At 39.8% G+C, this 21,455-nt stretch carries 17 protein-coding genes; 11 read left to right on the forward strand and 6 right to left on the reverse strand.

Annotated elements, in window-relative coordinates:
• Window positions 1-10: 10 nt before the first annotated feature.
• Both H3T46_RS06265 and H3T46_RS06270 read right to left on the reverse strand, forming a co-directional pair.
• Window positions 11-1,282 carry an MFS transporter gene (locus H3T46_RS06265; RefSeq protein ID WP_230872998.1) on the reverse strand — a complete coding sequence of 424 codons (1,272 nt, stop codon included), beginning with the start codon at window positions 1,280-1,282 and terminating at the stop codon, window positions 11-13.
• A gap of 88 nt (window positions 1,283-1,370) precedes the next feature.
• Window positions 1,371-2,414, reverse strand: a complete 1,044-nt coding sequence (locus H3T46_RS06270; protein WP_155579890.1) for an NAD(P)-dependent alcohol dehydrogenase — start codon at window positions 2,412-2,414, stop codon at window positions 1,371-1,373.
• Between the two features lie 289 nt (window positions 2,415-2,703).
• On the opposite strand from H3T46_RS06270, the gene H3T46_RS06275 reads away from it, so the two are divergent.
• Window positions 2,704-3,759: a Gfo/Idh/MocA family protein gene (locus H3T46_RS06275; protein WP_198197914.1), complete on the forward strand. Its 1,056-nt coding sequence runs from the start codon at window positions 2,704-2,706 to the stop codon at window positions 3,757-3,759.
• Window positions 3,760-3,830: 71 nt separating this feature from the next.
• Entirely contained in the window at window positions 3,831-4,154 is a 324-nt protein-coding gene (locus H3T46_RS06280; RefSeq protein ID WP_110439274.1) for a DUF1971 domain-containing protein, read from the forward strand.
• Between the two features lie 67 nt (window positions 4,155-4,221).
• On the opposite strand, the gene rpiB is transcribed toward H3T46_RS06280, so the two are convergent.
• Window positions 4,222-4,680 (reverse strand): ribose 5-phosphate isomerase B, encoded by a 459-nt coding sequence (gene rpiB / locus H3T46_RS06285; RefSeq protein ID WP_110439275.1) that lies wholly within the window; start codon window positions 4,678-4,680, stop codon window positions 4,222-4,224.
• Between the two features lie 209 nt (window positions 4,681-4,889).
• Here rpiB and H3T46_RS06290 point away from each other — a divergent pair, with 209 nt between their 5' ends.
• From H3T46_RS06290 to dhaL, 5 genes are all read left to right on the forward strand, one after another.
• Window positions 4,890-6,005, forward strand: a complete 1,116-nt coding sequence (locus H3T46_RS06290; protein WP_155564800.1) for an alcohol dehydrogenase catalytic domain-containing protein — start codon at window positions 4,890-4,892, stop codon at window positions 6,003-6,005.
• 64 nt (window positions 6,006-6,069) lie between these two features.
• The gene (locus H3T46_RS06295; RefSeq protein WP_231504039.1) at window positions 6,070-7,347 is read left to right on the forward strand and encodes an MFS transporter; all 1,278 of its coding nucleotides are present in this window, start codon (window positions 6,070-6,072) and stop codon (window positions 7,345-7,347) included.
• Between the two features lie 18 nt (window positions 7,348-7,365).
• Window positions 7,366-8,121 (forward strand): SDR family oxidoreductase, encoded by a 756-nt coding sequence (locus H3T46_RS06300; protein ID WP_155564801.1) that lies wholly within the window; start codon window positions 7,366-7,368, stop codon window positions 8,119-8,121.
• Between the two features lie 35 nt (window positions 8,122-8,156).
• On the forward strand, window positions 8,157-9,155 hold the full coding sequence (locus tag H3T46_RS06305) for a dihydroxyacetone kinase subunit DhaK (RefSeq protein WP_155564802.1): 999 nt from the start codon (window positions 8,157-8,159) through the stop codon (window positions 9,153-9,155).
• Window positions 9,156-9,160: 5 nt separating this feature from the next.
• The gene (dhaL, locus tag H3T46_RS06310; RefSeq protein WP_155564803.1) at window positions 9,161-9,805 is read left to right on the forward strand and encodes a dihydroxyacetone kinase subunit DhaL; all 645 of its coding nucleotides are present in this window, start codon (window positions 9,161-9,163) and stop codon (window positions 9,803-9,805) included.
• Window positions 9,806-9,871: 66 nt separating this feature from the next.
• Here dhaL and H3T46_RS06315 read toward each other — a convergent pair whose 3' ends face one another.
• The 3 genes from H3T46_RS06315 to H3T46_RS06325 form a co-directional block, all read right to left on the reverse strand.
• Window positions 9,872-11,413 carry a carbohydrate porin gene (locus tag H3T46_RS06315; RefSeq protein WP_155566192.1) on the reverse strand — a complete coding sequence of 514 codons (1,542 nt, stop codon included), beginning with the start codon at window positions 11,411-11,413 and terminating at the stop codon, window positions 9,872-9,874.
• A 70-nt stretch (window positions 11,414-11,483) separates the two neighbouring features.
• Window positions 11,484-12,554, reverse strand: a complete 1,071-nt coding sequence (gene hisC / locus H3T46_RS06320) for a histidinol-phosphate transaminase (protein WP_198197915.1) — start codon at window positions 12,552-12,554, stop codon at window positions 11,484-11,486.
• A gap of 31 nt (window positions 12,555-12,585) precedes the next feature.
• Window positions 12,586-13,119 (reverse strand): ankyrin repeat domain-containing protein, encoded by a 534-nt coding sequence (locus H3T46_RS06325; protein WP_155566194.1) that lies wholly within the window; start codon window positions 13,117-13,119, stop codon window positions 12,586-12,588.
• A gap of 392 nt (window positions 13,120-13,511) precedes the next feature.
• On the opposite strand from H3T46_RS06325, the gene tkt reads away from it, so the two are divergent.
• From tkt to H3T46_RS06345, 4 genes are all read left to right on the forward strand, one after another.
• On the forward strand, window positions 13,512-15,566 hold the full coding sequence (gene tkt / locus H3T46_RS06330; protein ID WP_198197917.1) for a transketolase: 2,055 nt from the start codon (window positions 13,512-13,514) through the stop codon (window positions 15,564-15,566).
• Window positions 15,567-15,636: 70 nt separating this feature from the next.
• Complete coding sequence (locus H3T46_RS06335) at window positions 15,637-18,477, forward strand: bifunctional transaldolase/phosoglucose isomerase (RefSeq protein ID WP_198197920.1); 2,841 nt, start codon at window positions 15,637-15,639, stop codon at window positions 18,475-18,477.
• Between the two features lie 72 nt (window positions 18,478-18,549).
• Window positions 18,550-19,533 carry a phosphogluconate dehydrogenase (NAD(+)-dependent, decarboxylating) gene (gene gnd / locus H3T46_RS06340; RefSeq protein ID WP_155564809.1) on the forward strand — a complete coding sequence of 328 codons (984 nt, stop codon included), beginning with the start codon at window positions 18,550-18,552 and terminating at the stop codon, window positions 19,531-19,533.
• A 256-nt stretch (window positions 19,534-19,789) separates the two neighbouring features.
• On the forward strand, window positions 19,790-21,418 hold the full coding sequence (locus H3T46_RS06345; protein WP_198197922.1) for an NAD(P)-binding protein: 1,629 nt from the start codon (window positions 19,790-19,792) through the stop codon (window positions 21,416-21,418).
• The last annotated feature ends 37 nt before the right edge of the window (window positions 21,419-21,455 follow it).

The raw sequence follows: 21,455 nt of genomic DNA on the forward strand, positions 1-21,455 counted from the left end.
TTAATTGTAATTAAAAAGGTTTATCAACACCGGGTTGTTTGAGGCGGATAAAATAGGTCATGATTGCCGCACAATAATATAAGAAACCAAAAATTATGAAGACGCTAAAATGTCCCAATCCTGTAAAAAGAATGAGAGAAACCAAAGCGGGTCCGCCAAAATTGCTTAGACCACCACCAAGATTTTGAATGGATACGGCTGCCCCTTTATGTTCAGGTGTTAACATTGGAAAAATGGCTCCCATTGGAACAAAGGCTGTAATGGTCAGGGCAAAAAACAGGATTCCGAATATGCTAGCCCATATATTTCCGGGAAACCAGACCGGAATAAAATAAAGCAGGATGGTTGCCGTTCCACATCCTATAAATCCCGCCCATCGCATTTGCTTTAACCAACCGATACGATCGCCGATAATGCCCCATAGAACATTGGTAAAAGGTTGGATAGGATATATACTAAGGCTGATAATTTTCCATTGTTCATCCGTAAAATGTCCACCATGTTCAGACGTGTAGAAAATAGGCATTACGACCGCAAGAATACCAAAAAGGGAAAAGTTACAGATCGCACGGGTTATGAGTGCAATTGCCAGATCACGATTATAAAAAACGAGTGAGAGATCTTGGATAATACCTTTAAATTTGTGTTCGAATGAATGAATCTGATGATTTTTTTTTTCCATAACGGGTGCCTTGAGAAGGAAAAAGGCGATTGCACCACCTGCAGTTGCCCAGCCTATGGATTGCCATAAAGTGTTGATCTCGCCAAAGTAACGGACAGAATAAATCGGTAACAAATTTCCGAGAATGCCAAACCCTATGGTGAACATGGACCAGATCCACCCCACTGCCGAGGCAAGCTGGCTGTCAGGGGTTTCTTTTACAACCCAATAGAAAAATGCATAAAAGAATAAGGGATAAGCAAAACCGCGTAGACCATAGAATAGCAACATCATGTAATAGTTATGAGGTATAACTCCGAAAAGCATAAAGGCTGCGTGAAAAACAATCCATGTAATGGCACCAACCATCATGATTTTTTTTGCACCAAATGTTTCAGCTAGAACGCCAGAAAGCCAGCTTGAAATTGCAGCGGTTAACCCATAAGCAGCAAAAATAAGGCTGACTTTTTTTTCTGCGAATCCCAGTGTAACAATGTATTTGGAAAGGAAATTCAGTTCAAGACCGTCGCCAATCATGAAAAGGGCAATGGCAATATACCCCCAAAACAGAGAGACTGGCATTCCCATCATCATACGTGATTTTGTTTGGATATTATTCATAAGTAATCTTTGAGCATGATAAGTTTATAAAAAAAGCCCGAATTGAATTGGTTTCGGGCTTTGTATCGGAATAAAATTCAGAAGAATCTTATTCGGGCATTTCAATTTGCAATTTTACATCAGTAGGTTGTGCTGATGCGGCCCGTTCAAAAGCCTCGATACTTTTTGAGAATGGATAAACTCCAGAAATTAATGGCTTGATATCAATCTTTCCAGAAGCAATCAGATTAATGGTCCGGTCATAAACATGTGCATATCGAAAGATTGTTTCCATATGTATTTCCTTTGCTTGTGCAGTAACAAGATCAAAGGGGATCTTGTCAACGGGCATCCCTACAAATACTATGGCTCCACCAGGGCGGACACAGGCCAATACGGTATCATAAGCGGAGGGATGTCCTGAAGCCTCAAAAACGACATCTGCCCCCCAGTCTTTACCGCATTCCGCCTTGACTCTTTCCTCTACGGATTCATTTTTCAAATTAATTGGGATAATGCCATGATATTGTTTGGCAATATCCAGTTTGGGTTGAGCAAGATCAGAGATGAAAACCTTGCTTGCGCCAGAGGCAAGTGCGGCAAGTGCGGTCAGAATACCAATTGGACCACATCCTGTCACTAAACAGATATCGCCAGGTTTTAATCGGGCTTTTACGGCAGCCTGAACGCCAATGGCAAGAGGTTCAACAAAGGCACCTTCCTCGAAAGATACGTTGTCGGGCAGTTTAAATGTAAAAGCAGCGGGATGTACAACCGTTTCCGTTAAGCATCCATGAACGGGTGGGGTTGCCCAGAACACGACGTCAGGATCAACATTGTAAATACCGAGTTTTGTTGCGCGTGAGTGTGGATTGGGTATGCCGGGCTCCATACATACACGATCCCCAACCTTTAAATTTTCAACATTTTTGCCTGTCTCAATAACAATACCAGAAGCCTCGTGCCCGAGCACCATTGGTTGATTTACGATAAAAGGGCCAATTTTTCCATGTGTGTAGTAATGTACATCACTTCCACAAATACCAACATTACGTATTTTTATTTTAACGTCATTATCCCCTACTGTAGAGGGTAAATCAATGTTACGGATACTTAATTTGCCTTTTTCTTCAAGTACAAGAGCTTGAGCCATGAAATGTTCCTTACTGGAATAAACATATAAAATACACAATTATGTTACCAATATTCCGTAAGTATGAAAAATAACAAATGTGTTATTTCAAAGTAATTTCATTCTATTTATAAAAGATTGAAATAGCAATTTTTAATAAAAAAATATTTGTTCGTAATTATAAATAGTTTTATTGTTATTACAGTTCAGTAGTTTATATAACTATTACATTTAATTGGATGATGACAGAAATATTTTATTTATTTTTTTGTCATTTTGTTTAAATAAAAAAATCCAAGAAAAGAGTTCGATGATGATTAAACAAATATCAGGTAACAAAACGTTAAAGATTGGAATCATTGGTACTGGAGCTATTGGTCAGGATCATATCAAACGATGTACCAACTTTTTATCAGGAGTCGAGGTTGTTGCTGTCAGTGACATTGATAAAAAATCTGCACAGAATGCCATTTCCACATATGGATTGGATGCTAAAGCATATGAATCAGGGAACGATTTGATTCAAGCGAAAGAGGTGGATGCAATTATCATTGCCTCTTCAGGTAAAACCCATGCGGAATATATATTGTCTAGCATTGAGGCAAAAAAATTCATTTTTTGTGAAAAGCCGCTGGCAACGACAATCGAGGAATGTCAAGCGATCATCGAGACTGAGCAAACATATGGAAAACGTTTAGTTCAGGTTGGATTTATGCGCTCTTATGATCGGCGATATCAAGAACTGAAAAAAATCATTCAAGATAAAAAATTAGGCCAGATCTTGATGATACATGCGGCACATAGGAATCAGGAGTGTCCAGAGAATTTTACATCTGAAATGGTTATAACGGATACCTTAATTCATGAACTGGATATATTTCGTTGGTTGTTGAACGATGAATTTGTTACCGTAAGTATGATTCCAATCCGTAAAACATCAAAAGCGCCAAAAGGCTTGCAGGATCCTCAGTTTGCACTTTTGGAAACCCAATCAGGAATCAGAATTAATGTGGAATTATTTGTAAACTGTCAATATGGTTACGATATCAAATGTGAAATTGTGGGTGAAGAAGGTGTGGCCAGCTTACCCGCTCCTGCTGCTGTTTCAATATGCCAGCATGAAAAACGGTATGATCAAATTTTGGCAAATTGGCAGGATTGGTTTTTGGAAGCCTATAATATTGAAATACAGGAATTCATTAATGAATGTCTGGTTGGAAAATTACAAGGTCCGGACGCATGGCGGGGATATATGGCGACTTATGTGGCCGAATTCTGTATTGAATCTCAAAAAAAAGGTCAGGAAATTGCAATACCCGTCTTGAAATGTCCCGATTTTTATAGGTCTGATAATAAAATTGAGTAAATTTGTAACAAATTGGAATATATTTAAGTATAGAATCTAAATCATGATTATTTTTAATAGATAATGAGGAAATGATGAATGCTGTAAAACAGAATTATGGGGATGGTAAATTGGTTTGCTATAAAACTTTGCCAATATGGAATGTAAAAACTTTACCAAAATCTTTCAAGGAATGCCATAATACAAAAGAGGGTGTCTGGGCAAAATTAAAGATATTATCAGGATCTTTGGTAATGGAATTTTTGAATGATAAAAAAGAAATTGAGAAAGAAACTGAATATTCAGTTGTGCATCAACCTGAAATGATAAAGCCACGCCAATATCATAAAATCGCTTCCTGCAGTGAGGATATGACCTGTCAGTTATCTTTTTATACAGTTTCGTCAAATGATTGATACGGGTATCTCCTGTTCCATAGACTATTAATCGATATCAATTAATAGTCTATGGAATTATGTAGGATTACTCGGAAATTGCTTTATCTTCGTAATACGCAATTCTTTTTACCTTAGGCTCTGATCTACCTTTTTCATATTCAGAATCAAGCCAGGCCTGAAGAATTGTTTTTGCCAGTTCTTCACCGATAACACGGGCACCCAATGTGATGATTTGTGCATTATTGCTTTTTCTGGCCCGTTCGGCGGAATAGGTATCATGGCATTGAGCCGCACGAATGCCGGGTATCTTATTTGCAACAATTGCCATTCCTATTCCAGTGCCACAAATCAAAATCCCTCTTTCATGTTTGCCGGACTTGATTGCCTGTCCTACAGACCAGGCAATATCCGGATACAGATTTGAATCGCGATTGGAATCGCTACTGTAGTCTGTCACTTCAATATTGTTGGATTGAAGCCAGTCTACGATTTTATTTTTTAAGTCAACAGCAGCATCATCGCAGCCGATAGCAATAGAAGGCATTTTTATATTCCTTAAAATTTCTCAAAATATTTCATTGTATTGGTGTATTAAAATATTTTTAAAGATTCCCATTTATGGCATGTATTTTATAAAGTTTTTCACCAATAAATATACAAGTAATTTAGATTAAAAGATCACAAGAAGTTTATTTGTTTTTGAATATATTCTGACTGATCATCATAGTAAACATTACAGATGAGCAGAGAAAAATGATGGAAAAAAACGGTAAATCTTCTATTACGAAAATAGATAATATTCCCAAGACAATGAAAGCAATTGTTGCTTATGCGCCACATGATTACCGTTTGGAAGAGGTTCCTGTACCACAAATTGGGTCTGAAGAAATTCTTGTTAAAGTAGAGGCATGTGGAATTTGCGCTGGGGATACCAAAGCATTTGATGGGGCACCAAGTTTTTGGGGGGATGAAAAACAGCCTGCCTATATTAAGGCTCCTATGATACCCGGTCATGAATTTATTGGGCATGTTGTTGCCTATGGCGATAAAATCAAAGATTTCAAACTGAATGATCGTATTATTTCCGAACAAATTGTTCCTTGTTGGGAATGCCGTTTCTGTAAACGTGGTGAATACTGGATGTGTGAAAAACACGATCTTTACGGTTTTCAAAACAACGTTAATGGCGGCATGGCAGAATATATAAAATTGCCTAAAGAAGCGATCAACTATCATTTGCCAGACGATCTTCCCATGAAACAGGCTGTTCTGGTTGAACCATATGCCTGTTCATTACATGCCGTGCAACGTGCAAGCGTTAAGTTGGGAGATTTTGTGGTGCTATCTGGTGCGGGCACTCTGGGTTTAGGTATGATTGGCGCATTGAAAAAATCCGGTCCCGACAAACTGGTTGTTCTTGATTTGAATGATGATCGTTTAGCATTGGCTAAGAAATTCGGTGCTGATATCGTGATGAATCCAGCCCGTGAAGATGTTGTCAAGAAAATCAAGGATATGACCGAAGGATATGGTTGCGATATTTATATTGAAGCTACGGGTGCAGGCAAATCAGTAGAACAGGGTCTGTCAATGATTCGCAAACTTGGTCGTTTTGTTGAATTTTCTGTATTCAAAGATCCGGTATCGGTTGACTGGAGTATCATTAGCGATCGTAAGGAGTTGGATGTCTTGGGGTCGCATTTGGGTCCTTATTGCTATCCCATGGTGATCAAGGGAATACAAAATGGTGATTTTCCAACGGAGGGCGTTGTAACGCATGTTTTCCCATTAAAAGATTTTAAGGAAGCTTTTGACATAATGAAAAAAGGAGTGGGTTCTTTAAAGGTCGTACTCGATCCAAATTTATAATTTATTGAATTTTAGCCATCTAATTATTTGAAAGTAATTTATTTACTAAGAGGGAGGCCTGCACGTGAACAAAGTCATAGAGAGACTTTTCATTTCTCCAAAATTGATGTTGGGTTATTTTGGAGTATTAATTTTCATGGCTGGTGAAGGGCTGGAACAGAACTGGTTGTCTCCCTTTTTACAACAGCATGGTCTAACTGCACATCAGGCTTCTACCATTTTCACGGTTTATGGATTGATGGTTGCCATTTCATCATGGCTTTCAGGTGTTTTGGCAGAGATTTTCGGGGTTCGGAAAGTGATGACCATTGGACTTGTCCTTTTTTTTGTAGGGTCATTTCTTTTTTTGGTTTTTGGTATTCCAACTTATAATTTTAGCGTTATATTACCTACCTATGCAGTGCGGGGACTTGCTTATCCTCTGTTCGCTTATGGTTTTCTAGTTTCCGTTGCTTATGAGGCTCCCCGTGAACGGTTGGGAGGAGCTGTCGGTATGTTCTGGCTTGTTTATGCAGGTGGGATTTCCGTTCTGGGAACTGGCTATTCAAATATTATGCTTTATTATTTCCATATGGAAAATCTGCATTTATTGTGGACAGCATTGATTTTTGTTGCTGTAGGTGCTGTTATTGCATTGAGTCTAAGTGGGAAAAAATCTGCCCAAAATAATTATCCAGAAGATGATGAAACCCATTCATTAAAACATTTGTTAAAAGGTTTAACGATTGTTTATGAAAAACCAAAAGTGGGGATTGGTGGTCTTGTCCGGATGATTAATACAAGTGCCGCATACGGTTTTTCAGTTTTTATGCCAACTTTTTTATTCGGTATGGGATATGCTGAAAATGCGTGGCTTGAGGTTGCCGTGTATTTATGGATGGGTAATGTTGTATTCAATCTTATCTTTGGGGCCGCAAGTGACAAATTGGGATGGCGTAACGTTGTTATGTGGTTTGGCTGTATAGGCTGTGCATTGAGCGTTATGGCATATACCTATTGCATTTCTATTCATGCGGATCTTTTTACCATAAAAATATGCGCCGCTGTATATGGTGCATTGCTTGCAGCATTTGTCCCTTTATCAGCCATTATGCCAAATCTTGCCCCTGAAAATAAGGGTGCGGCCATGTCAATTCTTAATTTTGGTGCAGGAATGAGTTACTTTTTTGGTTATGCAATTGTCATGCTTTTTCAAGGGATCATTGGTAATTTCGGGGTGATGTATATTTATATCGGGCTCTATTTTGTTGCTGCAGCATTAATGATTTTTGTCAAGGTTCAACAATATAAAAATGAAACAATTGATCGAGAAGTTGGTGTGGCAATAGAAGAAACATTATAGCCTATTAAGGAGAGATTTATGTCAACAAATCAAATGTTTGATTTATCAGGTAAAACTGCACTTGTTACCGGGGGGGCTGCCGGTATTGGAAACGAGATTGTGCGGACTTTTTTACAAAAAGGTGTAAAGGTAGCGTTGTTGGACCGGCTTGATACCATTGATCAAGTCGCAAAAAATCTAGGTCCAGATAATGCTATTGGTATCCAGGTTGACGTAACGAATAAAAAACAGGTTGATCAGGCAGTAAAAAAAGTTGTTGATCATTTTGGTCGTATAGATATTGCTGTAAATTGTGCGGGTGTTGCTTTGCTTGATGCAGCTGAAACGCTCAGTGAAGAAATGTGGAATGCGACTATTAATATCAATTTAACTGGTACCTATTGGGTTGCCCAGGCAGTGGGAAACGTGATGTTAAAACAAAAGAGTGGATCCATTATTAATATGGCTTCACAGGCGGGGGTTATTGCCTTGCAAAAACATGCTGCTTATTGTGCCAGTAAGGCAGGTGTTATTGGATTGACACATGTACTGGCATTGGAATGGGGACCTCATGGGATCAATGTTAATGCGATTTCTCCAACCGTTGTTTTGACGGAACTTGGGAAAAAAGCATGGGCAGGTAAAGTTGGTGAGGATATGAAGGCGCAAATTCCCATGCGCCGTTTTGCTGAACCCGAACAGATTGCCGCTGCAGCTGTTTATCTTGCCAGCTCTGAAGCATCTATTGTGAATGGTGCTAATTTAGTCATTGATGGTGGATTTACCATTCAATAAAAAGAAATAAAAAATAATGAGAATAAATAATGACAATGAACAGAATTATTAATGATCCAGATTTAGTCGTTGAAGATGCAATCGAGGGATATGTCGTCGCCCATCCAGAATTTTTTGAAAAAACGGATAATTCTAGAGTTCTAAAATATTCAGGTTCAGAAAAAAAAGGTAAAGTTGGCATTATTACAGGTGGCGGTTCCGGTCATGAACCAGCCTTTCTGGGATATGTGGGTAAAAATATGGTTGATGCGGTTGCAATTGGGGAAATTTTTTCCTCTCCCACTGCTGGTGCATTTTTGGATGCGATGAAAGCCGCAGATTCAGGTGCTGGTGTTGCTTGTTTATACGGCAATTATGCTGGCGATAATATGAATGTCAAGATGGCAATAAAGAAGGCCACAGCCGCTGGTATTACAGTCAAAACAGTTGTTGCCAATGATGATGTCGCTTCCGCACCGGCCAGTGAAATAGAGAAACGCCGCGGTGTTGCGGGTGAAATCCTTATGTGGAAAATTGGTGGGGCTGCCGCTGCCGAAGGATATGATCTTGATGGTGTTATTGCCGCTGCCCAAAAAGCAATAAATAACTGTCGCTCAATTGGGGTTGGCTTGAGTTCTTGTACTATTCCTGCAGTTGGAAAACCAAATTTCCATATTGAAAAAGGAACAATGGAATTGGGTATTGGCCATCATGGTGAACCTGGAATCAAGGTTGTTCCTATAGAAACGGCAAAAGAGATGGCGGAAACCATGCTTCATCCAATCATGGAGGAAGGTCTTTTTGAACCCGGATCTGAAGTGGTCGTGCTGGTTTCCGGCCTTGGAGCAACACCTGTTATGGAGCTTTATATCTATTATGCAGAGGTTGAACGTCTTTTGAAGGCTAAAAATGTCAAGATCCATCGCTGTTATGTGGGAAATTATTTTACTTCTCTTGAAATGATGGGTGTGACGCTTTCCGTTATGAAATTAGATGCGGAATTAAAAAAACTGATTGATGTTCCTGCACGTTCTTTGGGTTTGGTACAGGAGTAAATGGCATGACAGAAGTGGCTAAGATTGAAAATGGTACCGAGATTGTTGATGATCTAATCAGCTGTATCGTGAATAACCGTGATTATTTAAGTGAGATTGACGGTGCGATCGGTGATGGTGATCATGGGATCAATATGGCAAAGGGATTTAACATTTGCAAACATCGTATTGATGGGAAAAATCTTTCATTGTCAGAAGCCTTTGAAATATTAAGTGATTCCCTGATGGAGGGGATTGGTGGTTCAATGGGGCCTTTATATGGCAGTATTTTTGCTGGATGGGCTGAGGCAATTCAAGGTAAAAATACCTTGAATTCAAATGAATTCAAGGAAATGCTTTCAAAAGGGTTGCATGAATTACAGGAAATTAGTTCTGCCAAACAGGGTGATAAATGTTTGGTTGATACTTTAATGCCTGCAATTGAAGGATTCAAAAAAGCGAATGAATCCGGAAAAACATTTCATGAAGCTTTGATTATTATGAAACAGGCAGCACATGATGGTAAGGAATCCACCCGCAATCTTGTTGCAAAAATAGGTCGTGCCAGTCGTTTGGGTGAACGTTCAAAAGGTATTTTGGATGCTGGTGCAACTTCTTGCTGTTTGCTGTTAACGCAACTTGCGGACAGTATTTCGAAAAGAATTTCCTAAATTTTAAAAAAATAAAATACAAGTTATATACATTACCGATTTATCGATAATGTATATAACCTTTTTTTAAAAGTTGACCGTAGATCTCAATCCAAAAATGGCGGCATTTGGAATTTTCTTTTTACTATTTTCCTCAAGATTTAATCCTCCACCGGAACGGAAGACATATTGAAAATCAGGTTTTAGCTCTAGCCATGATGTGGCCTGTATTTGCCAGGCGAGCTCGATATGATGTTCTGTTTTTCGAACACACCAGTATGGATCCGCAAAATTGCGGTAATCACGGTCATAATGTCTGGCACGGTTGCCAGTATGGGCAAATCCCCAGCCAAAACCTAGGGAATCATGTTCCCGATTGAGAAGTCCCTTATAGACAATCCCTGCATCTCCTGCATAATTGATGGGGCTGCGGTCAGTTGGGCTGACTTGCATTCTTCCAAATATGCCAAGAGATTCTTTTTTGTTTCCCGGGTTTCTCCATATCATTTGATCCATAATTCCATAAACTGACCAGGTATGGCGATGGTTGAGCATTGTTTGGGGATTGTCCGGATTTCCTAATGGATCCCCATCCCTGTTATAACGTTGATCCGGGAATTTTGAACTATCAAAATAGGCTCCCAACCGATAAGTTCCAGGATAAGCTGTATATTTTTCATCATCTTCATTGCCAGGATTCAGATGATATTGAATTTCATTGGTTATGAATACCCCGGTAGTAAAATTGAAATGTGTTCCTGATTGATGCTTGGAATACGGATCACAGGTAAATGGTCCGGATGGATTGCAAAAAGAAACATTGTTGGGATTACTGTCCGCAACTGCAAAAAGGTCCGTCCAGTGATCATTGGGTTGAAAACTGAAACGGATTGCAGGAGAGGCAACGGGATAGTCAATTCCTCCACTATAGGTATTGACTGATGGAATCATGGGCCATCCAAAAGAGGAGTTAATGAATAGCGTTGCATAATCGCTGATGTTAAACTCCTGGTCCAAACTTAATTTCCCGATGCGAATGGTCATTTTATTATCGAAAAACCCCTGTTGATACCATAGCTCCCATAGGCGTGTCGAGCGATCGCCTTCCCAACCACTGGTAGAGTTATAGGCTCCTATATTTTCTGCCGTAAAAGCCCGTCCTCGAAGTTGCAGGGCGCTAATGTTAAAAAGACCATTCTTAATTCCTGTCACTTTCTCGGGATCCCAGTTCAAGGTAACTGTGGTCAAACCTGTATAGGCAGCACCCTGCTTGATCCCCCCATAAGGATTTCCCCATACCTCATTGACATCCACCAGGGTGAGGGTCAGACCATATTGTGCCATAAGGGAACGTAATCCCAAAATATTTCCCAATAACATATCGTTGTTTTCGGGTGCCTGACCTGTATCCTTATCAAGGATTGTGGCTGGTGGAGGGGATTTTTTTACCGGGGTTGCACCGCTAATATTTGTTGATGGAGATGCGCCCTGATTAACAATAGGGGAATTTCCAACCGCATATGCAGAATGTTGATTAATCAGCGCTTGATATATAACAAAATTAATTAAAACAATTTTGGATAAATCATTTTTTTTTGAAAAAAAAAGCTGGGAATAGGGATGAGACATTATAACACACCTCATTTCAAATGATTGTTACTAATATAAATTTTAAGTTAATCTTATTTATTTTGTATTGTCAATTAGTTGATATTATTGTGCTTATGACCTGTATCAGGATTTGACATTCTTTTTCTGTGCCAATTGTTATCCTAAGCCAGTTTTGAATTCGTGGGAGATTAAAATGTCTTACCAAAATCTTATTTTTTCTTAACTGAATTGCAAGTTTTTCACCAGATATCTCGGGATGAGATGTAAAAACAAAATTTGATTTTGAATCGAGAGTTGTGAATCCTAATTCAGAAAGAGCGTTGATCAGGTAATCTCTGTTTTTGATAATCTGTCGGGCATTATTAACAGACCATTGAATGTCTTTTACTGATGCAATCGCACCAATTTGTGCCAATCGATCTAAGGGATATGAATTAAAACTGTCCTTTACACGTCTAATACCCTCAATTAATTGTGTGTTTCCAATTGCATAACCAACCCGTAATCCTGCAAAGGCGTGAAATTTCGAGAAAGTTCGAACAACTAGAAGATTTTGAAATTGATTGATAAGGGGAATAACTGATTTTCCACCAAAATCTATATAGGCTTCATCGATAATAACAATTTGTTCAGGGTGTGTTTCAAGGTAATGCCGGATTGTCTCCTGTTCAATCAGCAAGCCAGTTGGAGCATTGGGGTTGGCAATGACGATCCCGCAAGCATCCTCTGCATCATATTGTTCAAGGTCAATCTTGAAATTTTCGGTTAGGGGAATGGTTTTATAGTCAATATTGAAAAGATTGCAGTAAACAGGGTAAAAACTATAGGTTATATCTGGAAAGAGAATAGGTTTTTCATGTTTTAATAAGGCATGAAAGGCAAACCCAAGTACCTCATCAGAGCCATTACCGACGAAAATCTGGTCTGGTTGGATATGGTGTAAATCAGCCAAGGATTGACAAAGGGCCTGGGATGTAGGATCGGGGTACAATTTTAATAAATTGTTGGTATTTGCCTGTATGGCTTTTAACACGTTGGGAGATATATCATACGCATTTTCATTTGTATTAAGTTTGATAAGATTATTTACCTTGGGTTGTTCCCCAGGTGTGTAAGGAACTAAATTTTTGACAAAAGAACTCCAATAACGGTTTTGCATAAGGATATACCTATTTAAAAAATTATGAAATTTAAATGTTTTGATAGTTTTCAAGTAAGTATATTAGATGTTTATTCCCCTGTTGTTCTGCAAGTTTTAAGGGTGTAATGCCTTCCCCATCGGCGTGCAGAGGGTTCGCCCCGGCTTTTAATAAAATTTCAGTCATGTCGTTTCGGTTAAAAAGGATTGCAAACATCAAAGGTGTGCGTCCTAGATTATTGGGAATATCAACCGAGGCACCAGCCTTAATTAAAAGATTGGCCATTTCAACATGATCTTTGAAAGCTACGCCCATTAAAGCCGTTGCACCTGTTTTATCCCGCAGATCAGGATTTGCCCCGCTTTTTAATAGGAAAGCCGTTGCATCATGATGATTATTGTAGGTGGTTAAGATGAGAGGAGTATATCCTTTTTCATTCTGATGATTGATATTCATACCCGCGGCGATGAATTCTTCAAGCAAAGGAAGTGAACCTTCTCTAGCAGAATTGAAATAAAGCGTTTCTATTTCCTGTGAAGTGAATTCAGGGGAAGAACTAGAATCAAGAGAAGATGAAACCGTCATGGTATTGCCATATTATTGAGAGTTAATGAACAAAAATCTGGTTTTTATTTTATAGTGCCGCGTATAAAAAAGAAAGATCAAGAAAAATAAGATTTCTTTTATAGGAGAAAGTTTTATAAAAGTGTATGATTTTAATATAATTTAATATAATCGATAAAATTGATTACAGATAAAATGTTTTATTAATTGAACATTTGGCAGGGGTCAGAATTTATCGGAATATTAACAATTCGATCTTAAGTTAATTGATAGCTTTGTAGGATAAAATTTTTGTAATTTGAACAATCGATTTTTTTTCCTTTTTTATTGGGTGATATAAATTGATTTAAAAAAAACGATTAAATTTATGATTAACGAAGTTATTTTAAAAGTTGTTTGATGGAGAGACTTGAATGAATATGGATAAGGTATGTATTAATACCATTCGTGGACTTGCAATTGATCAAGTGCAGAAAGCTAACTCTGGTCATCCAGGTACGCCGCTTGACTTGGCACCCGCGACATATGCCTTATGGAATAATATTTTAAATTATGATCCTGCGAATCCATTGTGGCCGGCCCGCGATCGTTTTGTTTTGTCAGGTGGTCATGCCTGTTCCCTTTTATATGCCATGATTCATTTAAGCGGTATTAAGGAAGTGACACGTCAAGGTAAAGTGGAAAACAAACCAGCCTTAACCCTTGAAGATTTAAGTCAATTCAGACAGCTCAATTCAAAAACGCCCGGTCATCCAGAGTATTTGCATACCACCGGAATTGAAACCACAACAGGACCTTTAGCTCAAGGGATTGCAACGTCTGTGGGGATGGCGATTGCCCAGGAATGGTTTGCTGCACGTTATAATCGACCAGAATTTCCATTGTTCGATTATCATGTCTATGCCTTTTGCGGTGATGGTGATCTTATGGAGGGGATTTCCTATGAGGCGGCCTCTCTTGCAGGACATTTGAAGTTAGGTAACCTTATCTGGGTATATGATCGGAACCGTATTACGATCGAGGGCAATATCAATATTGCCTTTACAGAAAATGTTGAAAAACGTTTTGAAGCTGCAGGATGGAAAATCTATCATGTGAAAGATGGTAACGATATCGATGATTTCCAAAATAAGATTAATCAAGCGCGTCAAAATAAAGACATGCCAAGTTTCATCGTCATTGATAGTGTTATCGGGTATGGGTCTCCTAATAAAGCGGGAAAATCAGTAGCGCATGGTGAACCGCTTGGGGTGGAAGAAGTTAAAGCGACCAAAAAGAATCTTGGTTTGCCTGAAGACAAAGATTTCTTTGTCCCTGATGGTGTAATGGATCATTTTAAAGCCAATATTGGTAAAAGAGGGGCTGCAGCTTATCAAAAATGGCATACGCTGTTTGCGGATTATAAGGTAAAATATCCTGAGTTGGGTCAAGAGATCGAGGATATTTTAAATCATCGCCTACCAAAGGGATGGGACAAGGATATTCCAATTTTTGCGCCTGATGCCAAAGGGGTTGCATCGCGGGCCAGCTCAGGAAAGGTATTGAATGCCATTGCAAAGAATGTGCCCTGGTTAATCGGTGGGTCTGCAGATCTTGCCCCCTCTAATAAAAGCAATCTGGATTTTGAAGGGGCCGGGGTTTTTCAGAATCCTGCTTATGGCGGTACATATGATGGACGGAATTTTCATTTTGGCGTTCGTGAACATGCCATGGGGGCAATTGTCAACGGAATGGCCTTAAGCGGTTTGCGTTCGTATGCCGCAGGATTTTTCATTTTTTCTGACTATATGAAAAATCCCATCCGTTTGTCTGCATTGATGCATTTGCCGGTCATATATATTTTTACGCATGATAGTATCGGGGTTGGTGAGGACGGTCCGACACATCAGCCAGTTGAGCAGTTGGTTCACTTCAGGGCAACGCCTAATCTTGTTGTCTTTCGTCCCGCCGATGCAAACGAGGTTGTCGAGGCATGGAAATATGCGATGCAGGAAAATTCTAAACCAGTCATTCTGGCATTAAGCCGTCAGAATTTGCCAACAATTGACCGCCATCAATATGCTTCGGCAGAAGGGCTTAAAAAGGGTGCTTATGTTGTTGCGGATTGTGAAGGTAAGCCAGACTTGATTCTCATGGCGACAGGAAGCGAGGTTGGTTTGATTATGGAAGCTTATCAGGTTTTAACAAAATCCGGAAAAAAGGTTCGGGTTGTTTCAATGCCCTCATGGGAACTTTTTGAAGAACAGTCCAAGTCTTATCGTGATCAGGTTTTGCCTCCTAGTATAACAGCACGTGTCGCGGTTGAACAGGGATCTCCCATTGGATGGGATCGTTATGCTGGAACAACCGGTGCAATCATCGCTATGCGTGGTTTTGGTGCCTCTGCTCCCTATGGTGATCTACAGAAAAAATTCGGGTTTACTCTTGAAGCTGTTTTACAAGCGGCACAGGAACAATTGACAAGGTAAATGTTATGAATCCTTCTTAATTTATTAAGAAGGATTTTTTGTCGCAGCATATTTAAGGAAAGAAATAGAAATGGTTGAAAACCCTCTCATTAAATTAGAACAGTATAAACAATCACCTTGGCTAGATTTTATCCAGCGTTCATTTACACAAAGCGGTGGGTTAAAAAAACTGGTTGATGAAGATGGATTAAAGGGCGTTACTTCCAACCCTTCAATTTTTGAAAAGGCAATGGGGCATGGCACTGACTACGATGAACAATTTAAACAACTGATTTCTTCGGGAATCACCGATGTTGTTACCTTATATGAAACAATGGCGATTGATGATATCCGTGCGGCCTGTTCAGTATTGTATCCTGTATGGGAAAAAACCCATGGGCTGGATGGATATGTCAGTTTGGAGGTTTCTCCATATATCGCTATGGACGGGCATGCAACATTGGAAGACGCACGCCGATTATGGAAAAGGGTTGCTGAAAAGAATCTTATGATCAAGATTCCAGCAACAGCACCTTGTATTGCCGCTATTGAAGGGGCCATTGCCGAGGGAATCAATGTTAATGTAACTTTACTATTTTCCTTGGATATGTACAAACAGGTTCTTGAAGCGTATATCAAGGGGCTTGAAGCGCATCTTGCCAAGGGTCATCATATTGCGCATATTGCCAGTGTGGCCTCTTTCTTTATTAGTCGTATTGATACGGCCATTGATAAGCAAATTGATCAAAGGATCGCCGCAGGGGATAAGGAAAGCGGTGCATTAAAAGCTATTCGTGGCAAGGTTGCCATTGCAAATGCAAAACTTGCTTATCAGCATTATCTTGAAGTGATGCAAAGTGACCGATGGAAAAAACTTGAGGCTGCAGGAGCGAAACCCCAACGTTTATTATGGGCCAGTACAAGTTGCAAGGATAAGACATTTCCAGACACTATTTATGTTGATCAACTGATTGGTAGGGATACTGTCAATACAATTCCACCTGCCACCATGGATGCTTTTAGAGATCATGGTACCGTGGCTGACACCCTGGAACAAAATATTGATGAAGCTAAAAAGATTCTGGCTGAGGCTGAACATTTGAACCTTGATTTAAAAAAAGTTACGGATCAGTTGTTGGAAGACGGTGTTAATTCATTTGCCGACGCTTTTGATCAATTATTGGGTTCTGTTGGTGAAAAGCAGATGATATTACAGGGGAATAAGCTAACTCATTTGCAGTCTGATTTACCCTTAGATTATGAAACCGCTGTAAAAACTGGTCTGGATAAATGGCGTAAGAATGGTACAGTCCGCAAACTGTGGGATCGTGAATCTTCTGTCTGGACGGGAAAGGATGAGAATAAATGGCTCGGTTGGCTTGATATTGTTGATCAACAGGTTGAAAATCTTGCTGAACTGGAGGAATTCCAAAAAGAAGTCAGGAATAGAGGTTTTACCGATATCCTTTTACTAGGTATGGGCGGATCAAGTCTTGGTCCTGAAGTTCTGGGAGAGGTTTTTGGACATCAGGCTGGTTTTCCGCGTCTTCATGTCCTGGATAGCACTGATCCACAGCAAGTGCACAGCTTCCAGCAGAAAGTGACAATTGCGACAACCCTGTTTATTGTTTCTTCGAAATCAGGCAGCACTCTGGAGCCTAATATTCTTAAGGCATATTTTTTCAATGAAGCCAAAAAGGTGCTGGGTGACAAAGTGGGGCAGCATTTTGTTGCGGTCACCGATCCGGGTTCCCATATGGAAGATGTGGCCAAGCAGGACGGTTTCTGGAAAATCTTTTACGGCTTGAAATCAATCGGTGGGCGTTATTCCGTTTTATCTAATTTTGGAATTGTTCCCGCAGCCGCAGCGGGATTGCCTTTACAGGAAATCCTGTATTCGGCCCAACGAATGGAAAAAGCCTGTTCTGCAGGATCTCCACCGGCACAAAATCCAGGAGTTCAACTCGGGACAATTTTCGGGGTTGGTGTTGCTGAATTCAAACGGGATAAATTTACAATCATAGCCTCACCTGATATTGGCTCCTTAGGTTCATGGCTTGAGCAACTTTTGGCAGAATCAACGGGTAAGGTTGGTAAAGGAATCATTCCTATAGATGAGGAAACCTTGGCTGTACCATCTGTCTATGGAAAGGATCGTTTATTTATCTATTTACGGTTGGAGAATAAGCTTGATCCTCAACAGGAAAAAGCGATTGCTGAATTAAAAGCGGCTCAACAGCCTGTTGTGACAATAAATCTACATGATAAAGCACAGATTGTTCAGACTTTTTTCCAAACTGAATTTGCAACCGCTGTGGCGGGTGCCTTCATTGGGATTAATCCTTTTGATCAACCCGATGTTGAAGCCAGTAAGATTGAAACCAAGAAAATTACAACTGCTTATAATGAAAAAGGATCTCTTCCCGCTATTACCCCAATCGTTCAAGAGCAAGGGTTTGATCTTTATGCAGGTAAGGTTGAAATTGCAAAATTAAAAGGTCTTTCCACAATCTCCGAAGCCTTGAAAAGTTTTTTCAATGAAATTGCTGCAGGGGATTATGTTGCTGTTTTGGCCTATATTGAACGTGATTTGGCAACACGGGAGTGGATCCAGAAATTACGTCTGGCTATAAGAGACAAGAAAAAGGTTGCAACAGCGGCTGAATTCGGTCCCCGGTTTTTGCATTCAACTGGACAGGCTTATAAGGGTGGACCCAATAGTGGTGTATTTTTACAGATCACTGCCGATGATGATCATGATTTGCCTGTTCCCGGTGAAAAATACACATTTGGAATTGTAAAGGAAGCACAAGCTCGTGGTGATTTCGACGTATTATCGGAACGGGATAGAAGGGTTATCCGTATTCATGTAAAAGGGAATATGAAAGTTGGATTGGATAAATTAAGCCAATTAATTTTAAATATTCTGTAGATTAATCAACGTTTATATCTTACGATTACCGCAAGATATAAACTTATTGTGATGAAAATGGAGAAATTAACTATGAAACTAGGTATGTATGGCTTGGGCAGAATGGGTGGTAACATGGCAATTCGTTTGGCTCGTCATGGTCATGAAGTTGTTCTGTTAAATCGTACGCGCAGCAAAAGTGAGGAAATTCATAATCAAGCTCCTAAAAGTACCATTGTCGATGATTTGAAATCTTTGGTAGAAGCATTGCCTTCCCCAAAAATTGTTTGGATTATGCTGCCTTGTGGTGCAGTGACAGAACAGGCAATCAAAAGTCTTGGAGATATGTTAAATAAAGGGGATATCGTTATTGACGGTGGAAACACGTTCTATAAAGATGACATACGTCGTGCAAAAATGCTGGAAGCAAAGGGTATTCACTATGTTGATGTTGGAACTTCCGGTGGCGTTTGGGGCCTGGAACGTGGATATTGCATGATGTATGGTGGCAGTAAGGAAGCTGTTGACCATATTGATCCGATTTTGGACTCTTTGGCTCCTGGAATGGGCGATATTCCACGTACAAAGGGACGTAATGCCAATTTGAATCCCCGTGCGGAAAAAGGTTATCTTCATTGTGGTCCCGCAGGTTCTGGACATTTTGTCAAAATGGTTCATAACGGTATTGAATACGGTATGATGCAGGCCTATGCAGAAGGGTTTGATATCATGCGTACCAAAGGATCAGATCGTTTACCCGAAGATGAACGTTTTGATTTGAATATGGCAGATATTGCAGAAGTATGGCGTCGTGGCAGCGTTATTCCGTCGTGGTTGTTGGATTTATGTGCGGATGCGCTTGCAAAGGATGGTACTCTTGCAGGTTTTAAAGGTGATGTTGCAGATACGGGAGAAGGGCGCTGGACCATTGAAGCCGCAATTGAAGAGGCTGTTCCTGCCCCCGTTATAACTTCCGCTTTATTCACCCGTTTTCGTTCCCGTTCAGGAAATACGTTTGGCGAAAAGATGTTGTCAGCAATGCGTTTTGGTTTTGGTGGCCATGTAGAAAAGAAATAATATAAATTTTCCAATTTTATTGGAAAAGGCCTTAATCGTGAGGATTAAGGCTTTTTTTTATAAATTTTATACAAAATATATAAGGAATATATGGAGTTAGTGAAATAAATCAAATTTATTTTACTAACATTACATTAAACAAAATTCGCTATTGAATGGTTTATGACATAATAATTTTCTAACAACATACATAAGCATAATGGTTTTTCATAAAGATTATAAAAATCTACAAGATATAATTTAAGGGTATCATCTAATGGGAACAAAACATCACGATATGAGTCCGGTCATTGATATGACTCAACAACAGTTTGGTGGGCCGGTAAGGAAATTATATCCTGTTTATAATCGCCATTTACCACCATGTAATTATGCTTGTCCCGCCGGTGAGGATATACAAGGGTGGCTTTCCCTTGCTCAAGAGGGAAAGTTTAGAGAGGCTTGGGAACATATTCTTGATAATAATCCCATGCCTGCAGTTCACGGGCGGGCATGTTATCATCCATGTGAAGGTTCATGTAATCGTAAAGAATTGGATGGATCTGTCACCATTCACGCTGTTGAACGGTTTTTGGGGGATATGGCTAATGACCGGGGATGGCAAGTTTCCGTTGCAGATAATCTTAATCGTAAACGTATTTTAATTGTTGGAGCTGGACCTGGGGGGTTATCAGCAGCTTATCATTTGTGTCGTATGGGGCATGAAGTTGTAATACGTGAGGCTTTTCCTGAACCTGGAGGCATGATGCGTTATGGCATTCCCGCTTATCGTTTACCGAGAGATATTCTAAAGCTTGATATTCATCGGATTGAACAGATGGGGGTCAAGATCAGATGTAATGATCCAGTGAGGGACTTATTGAAAGAAAAGCAGGAGGAACGGTTTGATGCGGTCTTTTTGGCAATAGGGGCTACAAAACCAAGTTTGTTAAATATTCCAATTGATAAGGAAGCGCGTCTTTTGTCAGCCATAGAGTTTTTGGGTGATGTCAGTGCTGGGAAAAATCCAAAAATCGGTAAGAACGTTTTGGTCTATGGAGCCGGAAATACAGCGATGGATGCCGCTCGAACAGCCTTTCGTGCAGGGGCGCAAAAAGTAACGGTTATTTTCTTTTGGGATCGTTCGCATATGGAGGCGCATCAATTTGAGATTAAGGATGCAGAGGCAGAAGGTACTCAATTTAAATGTATGAGGACAATTGATTCTGTTTTTAAAGACAGGGTGATTTTACGGAAAATGATCATTGGCCAGGATGCTCGTCCGGAACCATCCGAGGAGATGGAGGAAATACAGATGGATACCGTTATTATGGCATTGGGACAGCAACCTGATAATCATTTTTTGCAAAATATTGAAGGAATAGAATTTGATTCAAAGGGGACTCTGGTTATTGATGCCCAGATGATGACTGGGGTTTCTGGCATATTTGCGGGCGGGGATGCTATTGACGGTCCTCGAAGTATCACGAATGCTGTGGGTTCTGGTAAAAAGGCTGCTCGGTTCATTAATGCTTGGCTGGATAATAAACCCTTTATTGTATCCCCAAAAAATCCGATTACCTATTATACGGATTTACATCTTCCCTTATTGGAGGATACACCTCAGATCCTACAAAAGGAATTGCCTGTTGAAAAGCGTGTTGGATTTACGGAAACATTAATCGGTTTTAATGAAAAGGAAGCTCTGTATGAAGCCAAACGCTGTCTTTCCTGTGGAAATTGCTATGAGTGTGATAACTGTCTGGCAGCTTGTCCAGAGGATGCTTTAACCAAAGCCGGAGTGGGAAAAGGGTATTTACTGGATATGGATCGTTGCACGGGATGTGCGGTCTGTTTTGAATCCTGTCCATGCCAAGCAATTGATATGACAGCTGAAAATATCTAAATATATTAATATTATATGCAGATAACGTCTCAAGAGA

The sequence above is a fragment of the Commensalibacter sp. M0133 genome (assembly GCF_016101485.1).
In the GTDB taxonomy this organism is placed as follows: Bacteria; Pseudomonadota; Alphaproteobacteria; order Acetobacterales; family Acetobacteraceae; genus Commensalibacter; species Commensalibacter melissae.

Coding starts and splice junctions, on each gene's coding strand:
- H3T46_RS06315 (WP_155566192.1), bottom strand. CDS start 11,413: ATGTCTCATCCCTATTCCCAGCTTTTTTTTTCAAAAAAAAATGATTTA.
- H3T46_RS06335 (WP_198197920.1), top strand. CDS start 15,637: ATGGTTGAAAACCCTCTCATTAAATTAGAACAGTATAAACAATCACCT.
- tkt (WP_198197917.1), top strand. CDS start 13,512: ATGAATATGGATAAGGTATGTATTAATACCATTCGTGGACTTGCAATT.
- H3T46_RS06345 (WP_198197922.1), top strand. CDS start 19,790: ATGGGAACAAAACATCACGATATGAGTCCGGTCATTGATATGACTCAA.
- gnd (WP_155564809.1), top strand. CDS start 18,550: ATGAAACTAGGTATGTATGGCTTGGGCAGAATGGGTGGTAACATGGCA.
- H3T46_RS06305 (WP_155564802.1), top strand. CDS start 8,157: ATGAACAGAATTATTAATGATCCAGATTTAGTCGTTGAAGATGCAATC.
- H3T46_RS06270 (WP_155579890.1), bottom strand. CDS start 2,414: ATGGCTCAAGCTCTTGTACTTGAAGAAAAAGGCAAATTAAGTATCCGT.
- H3T46_RS06265 (WP_230872998.1), bottom strand. CDS start 1,282: ATGAATAATATCCAAACAAAATCACGTATGATGATGGGAATGCCAGTC.
- H3T46_RS06275 (WP_198197914.1), top strand. CDS start 2,704: ATGATGATTAAACAAATATCAGGTAACAAAACGTTAAAGATTGGAATC.
- hisC (WP_198197915.1), bottom strand. CDS start 12,554: ATGCAAAACCGTTATTGGAGTTCTTTTGTCAAAAATTTAGTTCCTTAC.
- rpiB (WP_110439275.1), bottom strand. CDS start 4,680: ATGCCTTCTATTGCTATCGGCTGCGATGATGCTGCTGTTGACTTAAAA.
- dhaL (WP_155564803.1), top strand. CDS start 9,161: ATGACAGAAGTGGCTAAGATTGAAAATGGTACCGAGATTGTTGATGAT.
- H3T46_RS06290 (WP_155564800.1), top strand. CDS start 4,890: ATGATGGAAAAAAACGGTAAATCTTCTATTACGAAAATAGATAATATT.
- H3T46_RS06325 (WP_155566194.1), bottom strand. CDS start 13,119: ATGACGGTTTCATCTTCTCTTGATTCTAGTTCTTCCCCTGAATTCACT.
- H3T46_RS06300 (WP_155564801.1), top strand. CDS start 7,366: ATGTCAACAAATCAAATGTTTGATTTATCAGGTAAAACTGCACTTGTT.
- H3T46_RS06280 (WP_110439274.1), top strand. CDS start 3,831: ATGATGAATGCTGTAAAACAGAATTATGGGGATGGTAAATTGGTTTGC.